This is a genomic window from Paenibacillus sp. FSL H8-0079 (assembly GCF_037991315.1).
Classification (GTDB): Bacteria; Bacillota; Bacilli; order Paenibacillales; family Paenibacillaceae; genus Paenibacillus.
The window spans coordinates 6,249,012-6,267,100 of the sequence record NZ_CP150300.1 but is presented as its reverse complement, the minus strand read 5'-3'; the positions used below and the strand labels follow the sequence as shown (position 1 = coordinate 6,267,100).

The 18,089-nt window shown below is 46.9% G+C and carries 18 protein-coding genes; 10 read left to right on the top strand and 8 right to left on the bottom strand.

The features are described from left to right. Nucleotides 1–107: 107 nt before the first annotated feature. From MHI06_RS27920 to MHI06_RS27905, 4 genes are all read left to right on the top strand, one after another. Nucleotides 108–677 (top strand): glycerol-3-phosphate responsive antiterminator, encoded by a 570-nt coding sequence (locus MHI06_RS27920; RefSeq protein ID WP_169479917.1) that lies wholly within the window; start codon nucleotides 108–110, stop codon nucleotides 675–677. Nucleotides 678–705: 28 nt separating this feature from the next. Further along, nucleotides 706–2,193 (top strand): glycerol kinase GlpK, encoded by a 1,488-nt coding sequence (gene glpK / locus MHI06_RS27915; RefSeq protein WP_340399773.1) that lies wholly within the window; start codon nucleotides 706–708, stop codon nucleotides 2,191–2,193. A gap of 417 nt (nucleotides 2,194–2,610) precedes the next feature. Further along, complete coding sequence (locus MHI06_RS27910) at nucleotides 2,611–4,269, top strand: FAD-dependent oxidoreductase (protein WP_340399772.1); 1,659 nt, start codon at nucleotides 2,611–2,613, stop codon at nucleotides 4,267–4,269. 68 nt (nucleotides 4,270–4,337) lie between these two features. Beyond that, complete coding sequence (locus MHI06_RS27905) at nucleotides 4,338–5,342, top strand: Gfo/Idh/MocA family oxidoreductase (protein ID WP_169479915.1); 1,005 nt, start codon at nucleotides 4,338–4,340, stop codon at nucleotides 5,340–5,342. A gap of 110 nt (nucleotides 5,343–5,452) precedes the next feature. Here MHI06_RS27905 and MHI06_RS27900 read toward each other — a convergent pair whose 3' ends face one another. Further along, nucleotides 5,453–5,752: a helix-turn-helix domain-containing protein gene (locus MHI06_RS27900; protein WP_169480049.1), complete on the bottom strand. Its 300-nt coding sequence runs from the start codon at nucleotides 5,750–5,752 to the stop codon at nucleotides 5,453–5,455. 422 nt (nucleotides 5,753–6,174) lie between these two features. Between MHI06_RS27900 and MHI06_RS27895 the strand changes: the two genes are divergently transcribed. Next, nucleotides 6,175–6,552, top strand: a complete 378-nt coding sequence (locus tag MHI06_RS27895) for a DoxX family protein (protein WP_169479914.1) — start codon at nucleotides 6,175–6,177, stop codon at nucleotides 6,550–6,552. A 126-nt stretch (nucleotides 6,553–6,678) separates the two neighbouring features. Here the strand turns inward: MHI06_RS27895 and MHI06_RS27890 are convergent, their stop codons facing one another. The 5 genes from MHI06_RS27890 to MHI06_RS27870 all read right to left on the bottom strand — a co-directional run bounded on the left by MHI06_RS27890 (nucleotide 6,679) and on the right by MHI06_RS27870 (nucleotide 10,092). Beyond that, nucleotides 6,679–7,518, bottom strand: coding sequence for a DNA alkylation repair protein (locus MHI06_RS27890; RefSeq protein ID WP_340399771.1), 840 nt, complete (start codon nucleotides 7,516–7,518; stop codon nucleotides 6,679–6,681). A gap of 77 nt (nucleotides 7,519–7,595) precedes the next feature. Then, the gene (locus MHI06_RS27885; RefSeq protein WP_340399770.1) at nucleotides 7,596–8,291 is read right to left on the bottom strand and encodes a Crp/Fnr family transcriptional regulator; all 696 of its coding nucleotides are present in this window, start codon (nucleotides 8,289–8,291) and stop codon (nucleotides 7,596–7,598) included. A gap of 128 nt (nucleotides 8,292–8,419) precedes the next feature. Continuing rightward, a complete protein-coding gene (locus tag MHI06_RS27880; protein WP_169479912.1) occupies nucleotides 8,420–8,938 on the bottom strand; it encodes an AbrB/MazE/SpoVT family DNA-binding domain-containing protein in 519 nt (172 codons plus the stop codon). 105 nt (nucleotides 8,939–9,043) lie between these two features. Next, nucleotides 9,044–9,724 (bottom strand): CidB/LrgB family autolysis modulator, encoded by a 681-nt coding sequence (locus MHI06_RS27875; RefSeq protein ID WP_169479911.1) that lies wholly within the window; start codon nucleotides 9,722–9,724, stop codon nucleotides 9,044–9,046. After that, nucleotides 9,721–10,092: a CidA/LrgA family holin-like protein gene (locus tag MHI06_RS27870; RefSeq protein ID WP_017691758.1), complete on the bottom strand. Its 372-nt coding sequence runs from the start codon at nucleotides 10,090–10,092 to the stop codon at nucleotides 9,721–9,723. The genes MHI06_RS27875 and MHI06_RS27870 overlap by 4 nt, the downstream gene beginning before the upstream one ends. 173 nt (nucleotides 10,093–10,265) lie before the next feature. On the opposite strand from MHI06_RS27870, the gene MHI06_RS27865 reads away from it, so the two are divergent. From MHI06_RS27865 to MHI06_RS27850, 4 genes are all read left to right on the top strand, one after another. Beyond that, nucleotides 10,266–11,150 (top strand): LysR family transcriptional regulator, encoded by an 885-nt coding sequence (locus tag MHI06_RS27865; protein ID WP_340399769.1) that lies wholly within the window; start codon nucleotides 10,266–10,268, stop codon nucleotides 11,148–11,150. A gap of 112 nt (nucleotides 11,151–11,262) precedes the next feature. After that, nucleotides 11,263–12,120 carry a carbon-nitrogen hydrolase family protein gene (locus MHI06_RS27860; RefSeq protein ID WP_340399768.1) on the top strand — a complete coding sequence of 286 codons (858 nt, stop codon included), beginning with the start codon at nucleotides 11,263–11,265 and terminating at the stop codon, nucleotides 12,118–12,120. A gap of 254 nt (nucleotides 12,121–12,374) precedes the next feature. Beyond that, nucleotides 12,375–13,049, top strand: a complete 675-nt coding sequence (locus tag MHI06_RS27855; protein ID WP_340399767.1) for a GNAT family N-acetyltransferase — start codon at nucleotides 12,375–12,377, stop codon at nucleotides 13,047–13,049. Between the two features lie 46 nt (nucleotides 13,050–13,095). Continuing rightward, the gene (locus MHI06_RS27850; protein WP_340399766.1) at nucleotides 13,096–13,767 is read left to right on the top strand and encodes a GNAT family N-acetyltransferase; all 672 of its coding nucleotides are present in this window, start codon (nucleotides 13,096–13,098) and stop codon (nucleotides 13,765–13,767) included. A 161-nt stretch (nucleotides 13,768–13,928) separates the two neighbouring features. Here the strand turns inward: MHI06_RS27850 and MHI06_RS27845 are convergent, their stop codons facing one another. Continuing rightward, on the bottom strand, nucleotides 13,929–14,786 hold the full coding sequence (locus tag MHI06_RS27845) for an alpha/beta hydrolase (protein ID WP_340399765.1): 858 nt from the start codon (nucleotides 14,784–14,786) through the stop codon (nucleotides 13,929–13,931). 165 nt (nucleotides 14,787–14,951) lie between these two features. On the opposite strand from MHI06_RS27845, the gene MHI06_RS27840 reads away from it, so the two are divergent. Beyond that, entirely contained in the window at nucleotides 14,952–15,845 is an 894-nt protein-coding gene (locus MHI06_RS27840; RefSeq protein ID WP_340399764.1) for a LysR family transcriptional regulator, read from the top strand. 184 nt (nucleotides 15,846–16,029) lie between these two features. Here MHI06_RS27840 and MHI06_RS27835 read toward each other — a convergent pair whose 3' ends face one another. After that, on the bottom strand, nucleotides 16,030–18,012 hold the full coding sequence (locus tag MHI06_RS27835; RefSeq protein WP_340399763.1) for an LTA synthase family protein: 1,983 nt from the start codon (nucleotides 18,010–18,012) through the stop codon (nucleotides 16,030–16,032). Nucleotides 18,013–18,089: the final 77 nt, after the last annotated feature.

The window sequence follows — 18,089 nt, the reverse complement described above, 5'->3', positions numbered from 1 at the left end:
ATGGATAATAGCGTAGCGCTTCGATTTTCCTGATTCACGGAAGGCTTGCCGTTCGTACAGTACGGATTATACAATATAGGCATCTGATGAATGCGGGAGGAACCAAGGTGCCATTTGAGGGACAACGTATGTTGCCAGCTGCGAAGAGCATGAAGCAGTTTGAAGCGATGATTGAAGGCCCTTATACCTATGGGGTGATGCTGGAAACGCATATTGCACAGCTTCAGAGTGTAATGGACGAGGCGCGGCGGTATGACAAAAAGATACTTTTGCATGCAGATCTGGTCCAGGGATTGAAAAACGATGAATATGCGGCAGAGTATCTGTGTCAGCACATTCGCCCGGCAGGATTGATCTCTACGCGAGCAAGTGTTATTCAGAAGGCGAAGCAGAAGGGTATTACAGCGATTCAACGTATCTTTCTGCTGGACACCCATGCCTTGGAGAAGAGTTATCTGCTGTTGGCCAAAACCCAACCTGATTATATTGAAGTACTACCTGGCGTCATTCCGCATATTATTGCGGAAGTATCTGTACGTACAGGTATCCCCATTATTGCTGGGGGACTGATTCGTTCACCGGAAGAGGTTGAACTTGCACTTGGTGTTGGAGCAACGGCAGTGACCACATCCAACGCAGATCTGATCCGACACTTTGAGCAATCGCTTACACCGTAAAAAGAACCCACAACAGGAGGTTGTCTGTATGGAAAAATATATATTGGCTCTGGATCAGGGAACGACAAGCTCCCGAGCTATTCTGTTTAATCGCGGCGGGGAGATTGTGCACATTGCACAGCAGGAATTCCCTCAATATTTCCCCAAACCGGGCTGGGTAGAGCAGAATGCCAACGAAATCTGGAGTTCCATTCTAGCCGTGATGGCATCGTGTCTCGCAGAGAGTGGGATCAAGCCTGTCCAGATTGCCGGAATTGGAATTACTAATCAGCGGGAGACCGTTGTGGTGTGGGACAAAGAAACCGGCAGACCCATTTATAATGCGGTCGTATGGCAGTCCAGACAGACCGCAGACATCTGTGAAGAATTGAAGACGCAGGGACTCGGGGACCTCTTCCGCCGCAAGACAGGATTATTGATCGATCCCTACTTCTCGGGAACGAAGGTCAAGTGGATTCTGGATCATGTCCCTGGTGCCCGGGAGCGGGCAGAGAAGGGTGAATTGCTATTTGGCACGATTGATAGCTGGCTGATCTGGAAACTGAGCGGAGGTACACATGTCACGGATATATCCAATGCCTCACGTACCCTGATCTATAACATCTATGATCTGCAATGGGATGACGAATTGTTGGCTATCCTCGACATTCCTAAGGCCATGCTGCCAGAGGTGCGAGGTTCATCCGAGGTGTATGCACATACGACAGATTATCATTTCTTCGGTCATCGGATTCCGATTGCGGGAGCGGCAGGAGATCAGCAGGCAGCGATGTTTGGTCAGGGCTGTTACACCAAGGGCAGTATGAAAAATACATATGGGACCGGTTGTTTCATGCTTATGAATACGGGAGAGAACCCGGTACAATCCGATCACGGACTGATTACGACGATTGCTTGGGGGATGAATGGCAAGGTTGAGTATGCGCTCGAAGGCAGCATTTTTGTTGCAGGGTCTGCGGTTCAGTGGTTACGTGACGGATTAAGGATGCTTCGTTCATCAAAAGATAGTGAGGAATACGCCTCACGCGTGCCTTCGACAGACGGCGTTTATATGGTACCTGCATTTGTCGGACTGGGAAGCCCTTATTGGGATAGTGAGGTTAAGGGTGCGGTGTTTGGCATGACCCGAGGTACGACGAAGGAACACTTTATCCGTGCTACGCTGGAGGCGTTGGCATATCAGACCAAAGATGTATTGGAGGCAATGGAATCCGACTCAGGTATTCCCGTGCATGCTCTGCGTGTTGATGGCGGCGCGGCGGCCAATGATTTCCTTATGCAATTCCAGAGTGATATTCTGGGCATTCCTGTCGAACGACCGACCGTGAATGAAACGACTGCATTGGGTGCGGCTTATCTGGCAGGGCTGGCGGTTGGATATTGGACGAACGCGGATGAATTGACCGATCATGAAAATACCGAACGTGTCTTCCGGCCTGCTATGGCTGAGCAACAACGAACAGAACTGTATGCAGGCTGGAAGCGTGCGGTGAACGCAGCAATGGCTTTTAAATAAAAGAAAATAAAAGAAATGAAATTGAACTTCAATCCTCACGATGTGGGTATTTGTACTTTTTCGCTAAACTTATGTTATAAATGATATTTACTAGTGGAAAATGATGCACAATTTACAGGGTTATTCTTCCTGTAGAAGCAAAACTATATTCCCACTATAAGGAAAAAGTTGAGGTTAGTGGATTCATTTGAAATTCCATCCTTTGGCAGAACAACTTTTTGAATATTTTTTGAATAATGTGTCATTTCAGGACTTCACGCCGTCAAAAATCTGTGATAGGATAAAGGCACAAGTTAAAAAATGATGTCTGGAGATCGGGAGGGACCACGTGCCGCTCAGCAATTGCTGAGCGAATGACGTGGTCCTTTTTTTGTTTTTTTTGCGGAAACATAAAGGGAATCAATGGGAGGTTCAAGGATGGCAGAAACGTTCTCGTCAGCACACCGGACCGAATATTTGCAAAGCATGGCGAATGCACATTTTGACGTATTGATTATTGGCGGTGGGATTACAGGCGCAGGGATTGCATTGGATGCGGCTTCCCGTGGATTGAAGACAGCGCTTGTAGAAATGCAGGATTTTGCAGCAGGTACATCCAGTCGTTCGACCAAGCTTGTCCATGGCGGATTGCGTTATTTGAAGCAATATGAAGTGAAGATGGTTGCTGAGGTAGGACGGGAGCGGGCTGTAGTCTACGAGAATGGGCCACATGTGACCACACCAGAACCGATGTTGCTACCGATCTATACGGCAGGTACGTTCGGCCGCTTCAGCACATCCATTGGACTGATGGTATATGATCGGCTCGCCGGGGTGAAGCGCAGTGAACGGCGCCAAATGTTGAATGCCGGAGCGGTGTCAGATAGTGAACCTTTACTACGCAAGCAGGGACTGTTGGGTGGTGGGCTCTATGTGGAGTACCGGACAGACGATGCCAGGCTTACCATTGAAGTCATGAAAGAAGCTGTCAAACGTGGGGCACAGGCAGTGAACTATGTGAAGGCGACAGGTTTCCTGAAGGAGAATGGTAAAATTACAGGTATTGAAGCCATGGATCAGATCGGTGGCCAGACCTATACCCTGAAAGCAAGTAAGGTGATCAACGCTTCCGGCCCCTGGGTGGATGGGCTGCGGGGATTGGATGGTTCGCGCCAGGGGAAAACGCTACAGATGACCAAAGGCATTCACTTGGTCTTTGACGGTGAACGATTCCCGTTAAGACAGGCGGTCTATTTTGATACACTCGATGGTCGAATGGTGTTTGCTGTCCCACGTGATGGCAAAACCTATGTAGGAACGACAGACACCGTATATCAGGACGATCCTGCACATCCCCGAATCTCCGACTCCGACCGTGATTATGTCATTAATGCAGTCAATGGCATGTTTCCGGATGTTCAGATTAGTATCGAGGATGTGGAATCTGGATGGGCGGGTGTACGTCCACTTATTCATGAGGAAGGCAAGAATCCTTCCGAAATTTCACGTAAAGATGAAGTCTGGGTCTCTGATTCCAATCTGATTACGATTGCCGGGGGCAAATTAACCGGATACCGCAAAATGGCGGAGATGGTTGTTGATCTGGTCGCGCGTCATATGGAGCAGGAACACGGACATTCCATAGGCCCTTGTGTAACGAAGAAGATGCCCATCTCCGGCGGTGACGTAGGGGGATCGGCTGGATTCGTATCGTATGCGGAGCGCAAGATTAAGGATGGTGTCGCTCTGGGACTTGCTCGATCTGCTGCAGAGAGGCTTGCTCGCACGTATGGTTCCAATGTGAAGGCACTGTATGAGCGAATGCCTGATCCGCGGACGAAGGCCGAGCTTCATGGCATGCCACAAGAGCTGCTGTTGATGCTATGTTACGCGATCGAAGAAGAGATGGCAGTAACCCCGTCAGATTTTTTGGTCCGAAGAACAGGAGATTTATTTTTCCGTATTGATGAAGTCCGTCGTTATAAGGCAGCGGTTAACTCCTATATGGCCGGGCGTTTGAACTGGTCTGAAGAGCAAGCGGTCATGCATGAACAGGAACTGGATCAGCTATTGTTGGAAGCATCCGGCAAAATCTGAGGCAGGATTTCAAGGCTAAGAGTCGAATGGAACATGTAAGCGTGTAACACAGAGAGGGGATTACATCCATGACATTACAGATCGGAATCATTGGAACAGGCTGGTTCAGTAAGGTACATGCGGATATTCTCGCACGAATGGAAGGTGTTCGTGTTGCGAGTGTCTGTGGAACAACGTTGGAAAAGGCAGAGGCTATGGCCTCCGTCTATGATGCTGTTGGTTACGGTGAACTTGAACATATGCTGGATGGTGAAAAACTGGATGCGGTGTATATCTGTGTGCCTCCGATGTCTCACGGATCGATTGAATCCGAATTGAATCGTCGCGGAATTCCATTCCTGGTGGAGAAACCGCTGAGTACTGGAATGGACGTACCGCGTCAGGTGTTGGATCAGGTACAGAAGAGCGGATTGTTAACCTCTGTCGGATATCATTTCCGTTATCAGGAGGCTGCTCAGGTACTACAACAAGCAATGAAAGAACAGACGGTCGGCATGGCTCTTGGCCGCTGGATGGGTGGAATGCCAGGGGTTGCCTGGTGGCGGCGTCAGGATGGTTCAGGAGGACAATTCGTGGAGCAGACTACACATATTGTAGACTTGCTTCGGTATTGTGCAGGAGAAGTTACGGAGGTATATGCCGTAGCAGCTCAGCGCAGTATGCATGAGAAGCATGAGCATGTCACCGTTGCCGATGTGGCGAATGTGACGCTTAAGCTGGAAAGTGGAGCGATTGCCAGTATCGCCAATACATGCCTGTTGCCAGACGGAGAGGGCGGCGCAGGGCTACAGTTCTACACGGATGCAGGCGTGTGGGATTGGACGCCGGAACGTTTGCTTCTGCCAAGTGCCGCATCACATGCGATGGCAGGTCTGGAAATTCCGGCAGGACATAATCCATACGAGCGTGAGAATGAAGCGTTCATTCACGCCCTGCGTACGGGAGACCGTTCACGGATTCTGTCCGATTATGCGGATGCCTGTCGTACACAGGAGATTACGACGGCGGCACTGGCATCGGCAGATTCCGGCCTGCCGGTACAGCTTCAGCCTTCAAAGCATCTTTCTCATTAATAAAAGTTGAATGTAATATAAATACGCCTGAATCAGGAACTGATCCGTGTAGATCAGCCTGATTCAGGCGTATTTGTGTTGAGTGGAATGTCATGGATCAGGAATCCATATTACTCGGATTTCTGCTGTTTCAACCAGTCGGAAGACCAGCTGTAGATCTGATCAATGACAGGTTCAATGGCTCTGCCTTTAGGTGTTAATTCATACTCTACACGAGGAGGAATCTCGGGAAACATGTGCCGGGTTACGATACCTTCCGCCTCCATTTCCTTCAATCGCTCCGATAAAAGTCGTCCACTGATCGCCATCTCTGCTTCAAGCTCCGTAAACCGCTTGGGTCCAGACAACAGTTGGTACATGATTAACAGTACCCACTTCTTGCCTATAATGTCTATGGCCTGAGTGATCATACAGGGACTTGGTGCTTTTACTTTTTTCAGCTTCAACGTATTCACCTCGATTCATGATCATTTTCTTCAAAGTTGTATATGAAAGGACATGATTTCTGCCGCTTTAAGAATAGGGGACACCCAAGTAAATGAGGGTTACTACAAAATATACTGTAACATACCTTTTGTATGTATTATACATCATACAGTGAAAAATTACTTGAAGAAATTATATTATTATTATATACTTACTTCATAAAAGTAAGTTGCTGATAAATAATACCTATAATATGAACGCGTACTATTTTGGAAGTGAATGAGACTGACCATATGAAAACAGAGTTACCTTTGGGGAACTTTTACATAGATTCTTTTTTACTATTTATCGCAAACTTAATCATCCCATAGTAGGAACATACAATTCGTTATAGGAGGATATACATATGAACAAAATTTTGGGTTATGTTTTTCTAGTTGTGCTTGCAGGGGTATTCGTCATGACAGGGTTTAACAAGATTAGTGGGGCAGACATGATGATTCAGACATTCGAAAGTTTCTCTTATCCGACATGGACCATGTATCTGCTGGGCGCTGCGGAGTTGCTTAGTGCAGTAGGACTGCTGATTCCACGGACTCGCATCCTAGCTTCAGGCATACTGACATTCATTCTGATTGGGGCCGTGGGAAGTCATCTGATCTATGCACAATATGCTGCTGTTCCGTTCCCGGCTGTACTGTTGGTAGCTAACATTATTGTCCTGGTTGTGGGCATGCGCAGATTGGAAGAGGAAGAAGAATATATGGACGCGATTCAGGCGTAAGCGAAAGATAAGGATTACATTAATTGGGCTAGTTCACCGAGGAGAAGGATATTCCCTTTAACAGAAATGTAATACGCGGATGCCTATACAGAAGATGACCACTGCCAATGAGCGGTGGTCATCTTTTTATGTTAGACTCCGTTTGGCGCGTGTGACGATTCGCAGCGTATGTTTGGTATCCGACTGCTGAATCCAAGTGGTACAGATCTGCCGCACCCACTCCGGGTTCGTCTTGCTGGCATCGTTCAGCCAGTTACTTACTGAATCCTGTACATACTTATGGGCATCCGATTTCACTGCGTCAAGTAAGGGGAGGGCCGCTGTCGGGTTCTCTTTTAGCTCCGGAATATGTTTGGCCCAGACACCACGCGGCCTAGTAGATTCTATGGCAAAGCGACGGATGAGTGGATCAGGGTCATTGCACCATGATATTAAATTTTGCAAGGCTGTGGATAATTCTGCAGAGATGGACTCCCGTACAGCCATCCAGGCGATTTCTCTTACACCAAAGTGATGATCTGCTGCAAAGGGCTGAATATGCTCCAGTTTTTCAGTCAGGTTCAGACGGGAATCCAGTCCAATGATATAAGCCCCCCAGCAGCGAACGCTATCTGAACGATGTTCTGCAATGGAACGGAAGAGCATTGTTTGTTCGTTGATTGCTAGGCGTTTCAACACATCAAGCCATTGCATACCTATGGCCGGAATGATTTTCATAATCCGTTGTTCATTCATCTGTTTTAACTGCTCACTGATTTCTTTAGTCTCAGCATCCATGCCCCATTCGTGGGTAATCTTCTGAAAAAGAAGAACATGATCTACTGCCAGCCATTCGGTCAAATTGACCGATTCGATATGTCCGGCTTGTAGCCAATTGCGAATATACTCTGGAATTTCTGTTGCTTTACGGGCACCTTTGCGAGAAAGAACGTCATCAGGGATAAACAGATCTGACTTAACATTCAACGATATACTCCTCCTTGGTTGTATAGACTCATGAGCTATACAATACAACTAGCTGAAGAACAGAGATGTAAGGCAGCTTACAACTGGGCAGTGATTCTCCGGAGGGTAGCGATTTCGTCACGATGAAGGGAGACTGATTTGAATCCGGTACGGATCCGGCCTGCTTTTGCTAAGTCTCGCATGACAATCGTAACCGATTCCCGCGTGGCTCCCGCCATCCAGGCAATCTCCTGATGAGTAAGCGCGAGCTGAATCCGGCAATACTCATTCTCTTCAATCCATCCAATCTGTTTGGCCAGCCGGTAAAGATTATGTATCACCTTTTCATGCAGGTTTCCAAGTGCGAGCGTCTGTGTCAACTCGCTCATTCGCCTCATCCGCTCACTTAGTACGTTCATCAGTCTCATCATAAATTGTGGATGTTCAATCAGAAACTGCTCAAAACGTTGCTTGTCCATCAGGCAAATATCACACTCCTCCATTGTTTCGATATAAACGGCACGTGTTCCGAGGGAGATTCCGTTCATTTCTCCAAACACATTACCTTCCATCAAAATATCGAGAGTGAACTGCTTGCCCTCCGGGTTCAATGTATATAAACGAACCTTTCCCCGTTTTACAAAATAGAAACCCTCTGTAAACGTATGCGGGGTCTGGATTTGTCTGTTTTTAGGTATGGTCGTTATGGAAGTCATTCCATCCATTTCAATCAGGTCAGCCTCTGATAAGGAGGACATCAGGTCGAATTGTGATAAATACAAGATTTTATCCATAGGACTCCTTCCCATTACGATATGAATATAAAAAAAAGAAGAACCCACGAAACACAACGGGTTCTCTTGCAGCGGGACTTCCTGAATTGGAAGGTCTTCTGACTATAAATGATCGAATGCCATTCTTATTATAGTAACTTTTTTAATTGAGAGACGCGTCCTTGGCTAATGCCAAGCTTTTCCGCAATTTGCTGTTGAGCCAAACCGGGATTCTGTTCAACAATTTCTTTCATCTGTTGCAGCATGCGTGCCGTCTTCGGCCGCAGGTCCGGGTATTCTGGGTTGTCAGCGGTGGTCCCTTCTTCCCTAGCGGGAGATGAGACTGAGGCGGATTTGGTAGCAGGACGCTCCACGGGTGCAGGAGCCTGTTTGTTCTGAGGTATGGACCAGTTGGGAGAGTCATCCGGGTGTTTTAATTGAGTTGCACAAGTCCGGCAGATGAATTGCTCTTTGAAATACATTTCCGTATCTACATCACCGCAAAAAATACATAATGTTGATTTGTACTTTCTTAAAATCAACTCTTTCCCTTCAATGAAAAACTCAAGCGGATCGCCGATATGGATTTCCATCGTATCCCGCATTTCTTTGGGAAGGACAATTCGTCCAAGACGGTCCAGAGATCTCTTCATTCCGGTTCTTTTCATCGCATCTCCCCCGCAATATTCACAATTAAAACCTGTCCTTATTGTAAGGAAGAAAGGGCTTTAATACAACAATAATATTTCAAAAAAGTGGGATAATTCCATCTATTATGGGAAAATAAGTTTGGAAAGGATGGGTGCAATGGCTAAAGTGAACAATGCGGCGAGCACCATGGAGATACTGGAGATGGTACCTGTCAGGGAACTCAGTTCAAACGCCTTGGATGTCCCTGTGCCATGGGCACCGGTTCCAAACAGTGTGCCTCGTGCAATCTCCCCATCGATGCGCAGCATTTTGACGATCGAAGGTCCCATAATCACCCCGAGCAGGCCTGTCATAATAACAAAAACAGCTGTCACTGCGGGAATGCCACCGATTGTAGCCGATACGTTCATGGCAATGGGTGTTGTAATGGATCGCGGGATCAAGCTGTGGATTAGCCCTGAATCCAGACGTAACCATTTGGCGAGCAGGGCAGAAGAGAGTACGGCAACGACCGATCCGGTCATGACACTGAAGACAATCTCGGAAATATGTTTTTTGAGTACATGGAAAAAGGTATAGAGTGGTACGGCAAAAGCCACCGTGGCCGGTTGAAGCAACAGACTCAGCCATTTGCCACCACTGCTATAAGTGGTATAATCCGTTCCCGTTGCGAGCAGTATGCCAACGACAAGCAGTGGCGTAATGAGCAGTGGAGACAGATATACTTTTGGCAGATTGCGATACATTCGTTTGGTAACCCAATAGATACCGACGGTTAACAACAGGCAGAGGAATCCAATCATCCGGTGTGACGCTCCTTTCGTTTGGCGATTCGTGTAGCAACCAGTCCTGTGCAGGACATGACCAGGAATGTACTAAGTAGTACGATGAATAAAATTTGCAATCCGTCATGCTCCAACATGGGCATATAGTTCATGATGCCAACGGCTGACGGGATAAAAAATAACAGTAGTTCACCGAGTAGCCAGGCAGCTCCAACTTCAATCCAGCGCAGCTTCACGACACGAGTCTGAAGCAGAATGAATAACACGACCATACCGAGTATTGAACCGGGTACAGGAAGATGGAGAGTACGGGCCAGCAGGTCCATGAGCAGTGAAAAAACCATTAAGAGCGCAACCTGTGCAATACCAAGGCCCCATTTTTTCACTTCAATCCCTCCTTGTATAATCAACGTAATCGTTTAAGTGAAAATGAAAATGAAAATGAAAATGAAAATGATTCACCTGATATCACAAATTTTACATGGCTTTCTTTCATGAGTAAAATGCATATTAAGAATGTTTACCATTCCATTTATCTATGAGAGGTGGGAAGCAAGCGATGGATATCCGCCATTTGCAATATTTTCTGGAAGTCGCCCGGCAACAAAGCTTCACGAAAGCCGCTGAAGTTCTGTATATCACCCAGCCTACCATCAGCAAGACGGTCAAGAGTCTTGAAGAGGAATTGGGTATCACGTTATTGGACCGTTATGGGAAGAAAGTTGAACTAACGGACGCGGGCCATGTGTTTTTTCGGCAGGCACTGGAGATTGAAAAGTCGTTCCGCAGTCTGTCGTCCGAATTGGACGACCTGATGAATTTGAAGAAAGGCCATCTGCGGATCGGCTTGCCACCGATGGTAGGATCAAGCTTTTTCCCCATGATCATTGGCGAATTTCACAAAGCCTACCCGCAGGTGACCATTCAGCTGTTTGAGGATGGTGCCAAAAAGGTGGAGGCCGATGTGATTAGCGGTGCACTGGATATCGGCGTTGCCGTATTGCCAACCGTGGATGAGTTGTTGGATCATTTTGTGTTTGTGAAAGAGAAGCTGAACCTTCTCGTACACCCTTCACATCCACTTGCGGAGAAAGAGTCGGTTGCGCTGCATGAACTGGAAAACGACGCCTTTGTGCTGTTTCGGGAAGATTTTGCATTGCATGACCGAATTATTGTGGCTTGTCAGCATGCGGGGTTCCAGCCTCGGGTGGTATATGAGAGCTCCCAGTGGGATCTGCTCAGCGCGATGGTTGCCGCCAATCTGGGTGTAGCCTTATTGCCGGAGACGATCTGTCGTGAGGTGGACCATATGCGCGTGCGTATTATACCGGTGGTGGAACCTGTGATTCCATGGCAGCTCGGCATGATCTGGCGGAAGGACCGCTATCTGTCATTTGCCACGAGAGAGTGGATCGGATTCACACAGTCCATGCTGGGCGATTAAAGGAAGCGATCGGAAGGTTATTCTGTCAGTGTGGTGCCCCGTGTAAATACTCTTTTGTTGACCCCGGATCGTTGTTACAATGGAAGCATAATCATGATGGAGGTGTACGAACATGAAACTGCGGGTATCCGCTGTACAATACCAATTGCACACAATCAGCTCGTTTGAGCAGTTCGCCGCTCAGGCTGAGCATTACATACGGACAGCGAGCGAATACGGAACTGAATTTGTGCTGTTCCCGGAATTTTTCACAACGCAATTAATGTCCATTGGGGACGAACAAGGCAATGCGCTGACAATTGAGGATCTACCAAACTTTACGGAGCAATATGAGCAACTATTCACATCACTTGCTGCCAAGTACGGCATGCATGTCATCGGGGGAACACACGTTATTCGCCGTGAAGGGAAGCTGTATAATACAGCCCACATGTTCTACCCGGATGGTCGTATCGCGCGCCAGGACAAGATTCACATTACACCAACCGAAGTACAGGAATGGAATATGGCTCCTGGGGATGGGCTTGAAGTATTCGATACGGATAAAGGCCGTATTGCGATGCTGACCTGTTACGATATTGAATTTCCGGAAATTGTGCGGATGGCCAAAGCCAAAGGTGCTGACGTGATCTTCTGTCCTTCCTGCACGGACGATCGCCATGGATTCTACCGTGTGCGTTATACGAGTCATGCTCGCGCAGTAGAGAATCAGGTGTATGTTGTGTTAACCGGAACAGTGGGCAATCTGCCAACCGTTGATTTTATGCGTGCCAACTATGGACAGGCTGCGATTATTACGCCAAATGATATCCCGTTCCCGCCTCGTGGCATCCTGGCCGAAGGTGAGATTAACAACGATATGATTGTGACCGCCGATCTGGATCTGGACTTATTGTATGAGGTGCGTGAACGTGGATCGGTAACGACTTGGCGTGACCGCCGTACCGATTTGTATACCGATTGGGAGTAGGCAACCTTATAGAGGTTGTTCAAAAAGCCCGCTTTTGATTACGAAGGATGCCTAGTGGCATCATCAGCATCGAATATGGAATTCAGCCGAAATGTCCGTTGCTCACGTAGTCTTCCCTACGCTCCGCTACTCCATTTCTAGCTTCATCCCATCTTCTCGGTACTGAAAACCGACCTTTTTGAACACATAATTAAAACCGAAGCGAAAAAGAGTAGGGAATTCATTTTGTCAGTGGAAAGGGGTGAACCGGCAACATGTATAGCAAAGAAATGCGGATCACCGACCCGGAGCGAAGTGGCAAAAGGGTAAAGGCAGTCGTTCGCAATTATGTTGCAGCCGACTTTGAGGAACTCATTTGCATTCAGGCGGAGAGTTTCCCTCCTCCTTATCCGGAAGAGCTGCTCTGGAGTCACGAGCAGCTCACCAGTCATGTGCATCATTACCCGGAGGGTGCCATCTGTATTGAAGTAGATGGAGAATTGGCCGGCTCGATGACTTCGCTGCGGATGCAGTGGGACCCTGCACATCCGGCAAGTCATACCTGGGCCGAAGTGACGGATGACGGCTATATTCGTAACCACCAGTCCGATGGCAACACGCTGTATATTGTTGATCTCTGTGTTCGTCCAAAGTACCGCAAGTGGGGACTGGCTCAGCTTATGATGCAGGCAATGTACCACCTTGTGATTGCACAGGGCATAGATCGGTTATTAGGTGCTGGCAGAATGCCAGGTTATCATCTGGTTGCAGACCAACTTTCTGCACAGGAATATTTGGACCAGGTGGCTGCGGGAGAGAAGCGTGATCCGGTAATATCATTCCTGCTTCGCTGTGGCCGCATGCCTGTTGGTGTGACCGCAAACTATCTGGACGATGAGGAATCCTGTAATTATGCTGCCCTGATGGAGTGGCGGAATCCGTTCAGATAAATAAATATTAATGAAATACATTATTGATCGAGGAGGCCATTAATCCATGGAATTTACGCGTATTACATCCATTAATGATCCATTGTTTGCCCAAATGCACAAGCTGATGCAGGAGATTTTCCCGCGGGAAGAAGTGCTGGATTTCCCACTGTGGGCAGAGCCGTTGGAAGATCCGGGTATTCGGGTGTTCGTGGCTGTGCATGAAGGGAAAGTCGTTGGAGCAACGGAGTACCGTTATTACGAGGACTGGAACGTGGCCATGACGGACTTCACGATTATTGGTCGCGAGGGACTGGGGATCGGCAGTTTCCTGGCGAATCACCGCAAGCGTGATCTGCAAAATCTGGCTGCAGCAAACGGGAAAGAATTGTTCGGCATGTTTGCCGAAATCTATAACCCTTATCTGAGTCAGGACCACGAGTTTGGCGGCATCAAGCCAATGGACCCGTATGTGCGTCGCGAAGTGCTGTCCCATCTGGGATATCAGCGTCTGGACTTCCCGTATGTTCATCCATCCTGGCAAGGTGACGGCGAAGCGGTTGGTGGTTTGGACCTGTGCTTCATGCCAGGTGATGAGTCACTCGGTGAACTGCCAGCCAGCCTGGTGGCTGATTTCCTGAATCGATATTATGCAGTGCTGCCAAATAAACCACAGGAATGGCTTGCCATGGTAGAGCAATTGACTGCTCGCAAGTTGGTTGCGCTACTGCCGTTGTAAACGGGACGGGATAGAACATTAGATCATAGTGACGTTGCAAGTACCTTGAAGAATGATGACAGTCATGCAGAAAGCCCGTAGAACAGGCCATTATTGGACCTGCTTTCTACGGGCTTTTTCTATTTAGTTCAAGGTTGAGATTGAGCCAATGTAAGTTGGGTTTAAAATATTTTTATTAAGAAGTGGTGAATAAGCTCATGGATCTCTGTCACATGTGTTTCGAGAGCAAAGTGCCCAGTATCAAGTAAATGCACTTCTGCAGATGGGATATCACGCTTATAAGCTAAAGCTCCAGCAGGAAGAAAGGCAGGATCATTTTTACCCCATACAGCTAGAAGATGAGGTTGATAATTGCGGAAATAAGCCTGAAATTCAGGATAAAGATCCACGTTTGTTCTATAATCGAGGATTAAATCCAGTTGGATTTCTTCAGCTTCCGGGCGTGACATGTAGGCAATATCCAGTGAATATCCGTCTGGTGAAACAAGGCTAGCATCAGTCCCATGAAGATACTGAAAGTTACGGATAGTTTCGGGGGTTAAGGAATCACGACATGCTTCACGATTTTCAGGTGTTGGAGAGTGCCAATACATCTCCCAAGGTCCCCATGCGTCACTAAACCCTTCGATATATGCGTTGCCATTCTGACTAATAATGGCTTGAACTTGTTCCGGGTGAGCCACTGCCAAGCGATAACCGACAGGTGCCCCATAATCAAACACATACATTACATATTTCTTAAGAGCTAATGCTTCAGTGAAACCTTCAATAACTCGAAACAGGCTGTCAAATGTGAAGTCAAACTGACTACGGGGTGGAGTTGTTGTGCGACCAAACCCAGCAAGATCAGGGGCAATGACACGGTATTGTTCTGCCAGTTTGGGAATAAGGTCGCGAAACATATGACTAGAGGATGGAAACCCGTGTAATAGTAAAATAACTTGGCCATCCTTAGGCCCGGCTTCACGGTAAAAAACGTCGACATCTCCAACCTTCTGTTGCTGATAACTAATCTTCATTTTTACATCTCCTTCTGGATTCATTAAGAAGTCCACTATTATTTCTCTTACTTACTTGTACAACTGGTGATGACGTGTTTTTATTGTATAATTAATATATTTATTTGAATAATGAATAGATTGAATGCTAGCTATTTCAAATCAAAATACAAAAGGGTGAAAGATATGATCAATTCCTTAGAGGGTCGTTTTTTTCAGGCATTTATTGCTTTGCTAGAAGAGAAGAGTTTCAGCCGAGCTGGGGAGCGCTTAGGTTATGTCCAGTCCACAGTAACAACTCATATTCAACAGCTGGAGAAGATCTGCGGACAGAAGTTGTTTCATCGATTTCCACGAGGGGTGGAACCTACGGAAGCAGGAAAAGTATTTTCCAAATATGCTTATCAGTATGTCCACTTAAGTGAATCTCTTAAAGAAAGTATGAATGATATGGATCAGCCGTGTGGAACAATAAATATTAGACTACAGGAATCCTTTTTTCTTACACGCATGCTTCCATTTGTACAGGAATATACGAGAAACTTTCCAAGCGTAAATTTACGTGTTGAACAAGGGGCGCATCAAGATATTCTGAAAGGTGTGCTGGATTATGCCCTGGATTTTGGCATTGTTCCTCAGAACCCTGAGCGACATGACATTCTCTTTTATCCGATTATGGAAGAGACTATTGTTTTTGCTGCATCTGAGGATTTGGTTCGGAAAGTGGAAAGTGCAGGGGCACAGATTCTAAATGACGAGGTGTTTATCAGTAACGGTACATCTTGTTTGTATCATACGACTGCTGTAGATGTTTTAAAAAATGAAGGGATTGTGGTTAAGGATGCATTAGAGCTTTCAAGTCTTGAGATGATCAAGGAATTTGTATGCTGTGGAAAAGGTTTTGCCTTGGTCCCTAAAATAGCGATCAAAAACGAACTAAAGATGGGTAGATTAAAAATTCTTCCTTTTACTTCTAAAATAAGCTTTACGCATGGTCTGATTGTTCATAAAAATCGAGAGCATAGCTCTACTGCCCAAAATTTTCAATCAGAACTGCTGACATATTTTAAAGAATATTGATCGATCAGCTCGTGTAGCTTTCTGAAACGGAAAAGGGTTGAATGCCGATTGCGTGTAATACAAATAACGCACATGTTCATCCTAAGAAGATGGATCATGTGCGTTATAGGTGTGTAATTTTGAAGAAACATCAGTACTTGGTGATTCGCTATGAAGCTCTTTTAGAATATATAAAAAAATTAAATCAGTTCGCGTCCTTTCGATCTGGTAGCTGGCTCAAATAACTGTTGGACAAGTGTGCAAGATCCAATGCTCGATCATATTGTTCCTTCGTTATAAACCGTGAAGAGGGTACCCCACTGTTATTGGGTGTGGTCAATGCTGGAGATCCCTTTTCTCCCGAAATTTTCCGCGTCTCTTCTGAAGGAACACCTGTCTGTTGTTGTCCGGCATTCTTCCTGCCTGCATCAGCTAGGGAATAATGTGTCCCATCCCCGTATCCTTGCGCAGGAATGAAGAGAGAAGCATCGTTTAGCACCGACCCGGAAGGGAGGTAATAGCGTTCGGGTAGCAGATTTCCGCCTTCATGCAGCAAATCCTGACCAAAGTGCAATTGATCCTCCAGTGATATTCCAGTTAATCCGGCAATCGTTGGCAGAATGTCCACCTGGCCTCCGATCTGCTCCAGCTGTACACCCTTAGTAACGCCCGGGGCCGAGATAATGAGTGGAATATTAATCATATCTGCTGATGTATATTCCCGACCATATAACTCTTTCATGAGGACCTCGTCATCCCGATCCAGTGAATAGATGGGAAGTCCCAGGTGATCCCCGTAAAAGACGAGCAGGCTATTTTCCCATAATCCCCGTTCTTTTAATCCCGTAATTAACTGTCCAACCGCCTGATCGGCATAATGCTGTGATATTAGATAATCACCGGGCAACGTATCCTTGTAACGCTCAGGCAGCGTCAGCTTCACTTTGTTTTCAGGCAGCGTGTACGGGTGGTGGGCTGACATGGAGATGATGTGGGCATAGAAGGGATCGCCCGAAGACTGCATGGATTCCAGCTTATCCAGTGTTTTGGAATACAGAACCTCATCCGAGGCCGAAAAGGCGATAGAGTCCTGTGTGCCGAAATAATCGATATCATAATACTGGTCAAACCCAAGTGCCTTGTATAACTGATCCCGATTCCAGAAATGAACATCATTCGTATGGAATGTGGCTGTTTGATACCCGTTTGCTGACATCAACTTGGGCAGGCTCGGCAGAGCTTTATCTGCATATACAGTCGTTGCTGCCCCGTTCGGCGGGGTGTAGAACGATGTGTTCACAACAAATTCTGCATCCGATGTATTTCCCTGCCCCACTTGTTGATAAAAGTTCGGAAAATACAGGCTTTCTCTAGCCAATTGATTCAGATTAGGCGTAATCTCCTGTCCATCTACCTCTAATCCAATGAGGAAGTTCTGAAACGACTCCAACTGGAGCACAATAACATTACGTCCACTCGCTGCACCCTGCTCGACAATTGCAGGAAGTTCAGTCGTTTGCTTCAACTGGTCGATGTCAGTCTGATCAATGTGGGCGATGGGCACAGGTTTATCAGGTCGATCCAGGATAGTATATGCCTCGTAACCAAGGATACCCATCTGTTCTGCTTGTGTAATCTCACTCATGCTGGCCCGATTGGGGTAGATGTTGAGCATGCACAGGATCATGGACAGGGTCAGAATGACCGAGGCAACCCGTCTTCTGGCACGGCGTTCAAGCGGAATGCGGTTCGGACGTTCTGTACTCCCGAGCTTGATCCGACGACGAACGAGTATCCCTCCAATGATCAGAACGTCTGCAAAAATAAACAAATAATAGGGGTCAAGCAAAGAGAACATGCTGCTCTTGACCGAGGTCACTTGATTGACCTGTGCCAGCGCGTGATAGTTAACGATTACGCCGTAGTATTTGTAGTACATGATGGCTGCAAAGAAAATACCCGAGAGCAGCAGATTCACGGCAAGGTATATCCACATGCGCCGCTTGGCAGCAAACCACTCAATTAGACAGAAGCCGATCCAGATGAGCGGCAATTCGGTCAGCAATGGTTTCCAAACAGGAATGTCATCGAAGATAACAATCCAGGCCAGTGAGCTTTTGATCATCATGATAATGGTAAAGAATATAAACGGTCCGCTTAGAAACCGGGTGAGTGAACTGCGTGACAAGGTACCGCCTTCCCTTCCGAAGTTTCATTTAACAAGTATTATCCTATCTCAGCATGTCCGTGTCAAAAAATGAAAGC

Bases quoted from the DNA above. Each gene is read 5' to 3' on its own strand.
- MHI06_RS27860 (WP_340399768.1), top strand. From the start codon at position 11,263: ATGAAACTGCGGGTATCCGCTGTACAATACCAATTGCACACAATCAGC.
- MHI06_RS27875 (WP_169479911.1), bottom strand. From the start codon at position 9,724: ATGATTGGATTCCTCTGCCTGTTGTTAACCGTCGGTATCTATTGGGTT.
- MHI06_RS27845 (WP_340399765.1), bottom strand. From the start codon at position 14,786: ATGAAGATTAGTTATCAGCAACAGAAGGTTGGAGATGTCGACGTTTTT.
- MHI06_RS27900 (WP_169480049.1), bottom strand. From the start codon at position 5,752: ATGATCACTCAGGCCATAGACATTATAGGCAAGAAGTGGGTACTGTTA.
- MHI06_RS27850 (WP_340399766.1), top strand. From the start codon at position 13,096: ATGGAATTTACGCGTATTACATCCATTAATGATCCATTGTTTGCCCAA.
- MHI06_RS27855 (WP_340399767.1), top strand. From the start codon at position 12,375: ATGTATAGCAAAGAAATGCGGATCACCGACCCGGAGCGAAGTGGCAAA.
- MHI06_RS27895 (WP_169479914.1), top strand. From the start codon at position 6,175: ATGAACAAAATTTTGGGTTATGTTTTTCTAGTTGTGCTTGCAGGGGTA.
- MHI06_RS27865 (WP_340399769.1), top strand. From the start codon at position 10,266: ATGGATATCCGCCATTTGCAATATTTTCTGGAAGTCGCCCGGCAACAA.
- MHI06_RS27885 (WP_340399770.1), bottom strand. From the start codon at position 8,291: ATGGATAAAATCTTGTATTTATCACAATTCGACCTGATGTCCTCCTTA.
- MHI06_RS27840 (WP_340399764.1), top strand. From the start codon at position 14,952: ATGATCAATTCCTTAGAGGGTCGTTTTTTTCAGGCATTTATTGCTTTG.
- glpK (WP_340399773.1), top strand. From the start codon at position 706: ATGGAAAAATATATATTGGCTCTGGATCAGGGAACGACAAGCTCCCGA.
- MHI06_RS27880 (WP_169479912.1), bottom strand. From the start codon at position 8,938: ATGAAAAGAACCGGAATGAAGAGATCTCTGGACCGTCTTGGACGAATT.
- MHI06_RS27905 (WP_169479915.1), top strand. From the start codon at position 4,338: ATGACATTACAGATCGGAATCATTGGAACAGGCTGGTTCAGTAAGGTA.
- MHI06_RS27910 (WP_340399772.1), top strand. From the start codon at position 2,611: ATGGCAGAAACGTTCTCGTCAGCACACCGGACCGAATATTTGCAAAGC.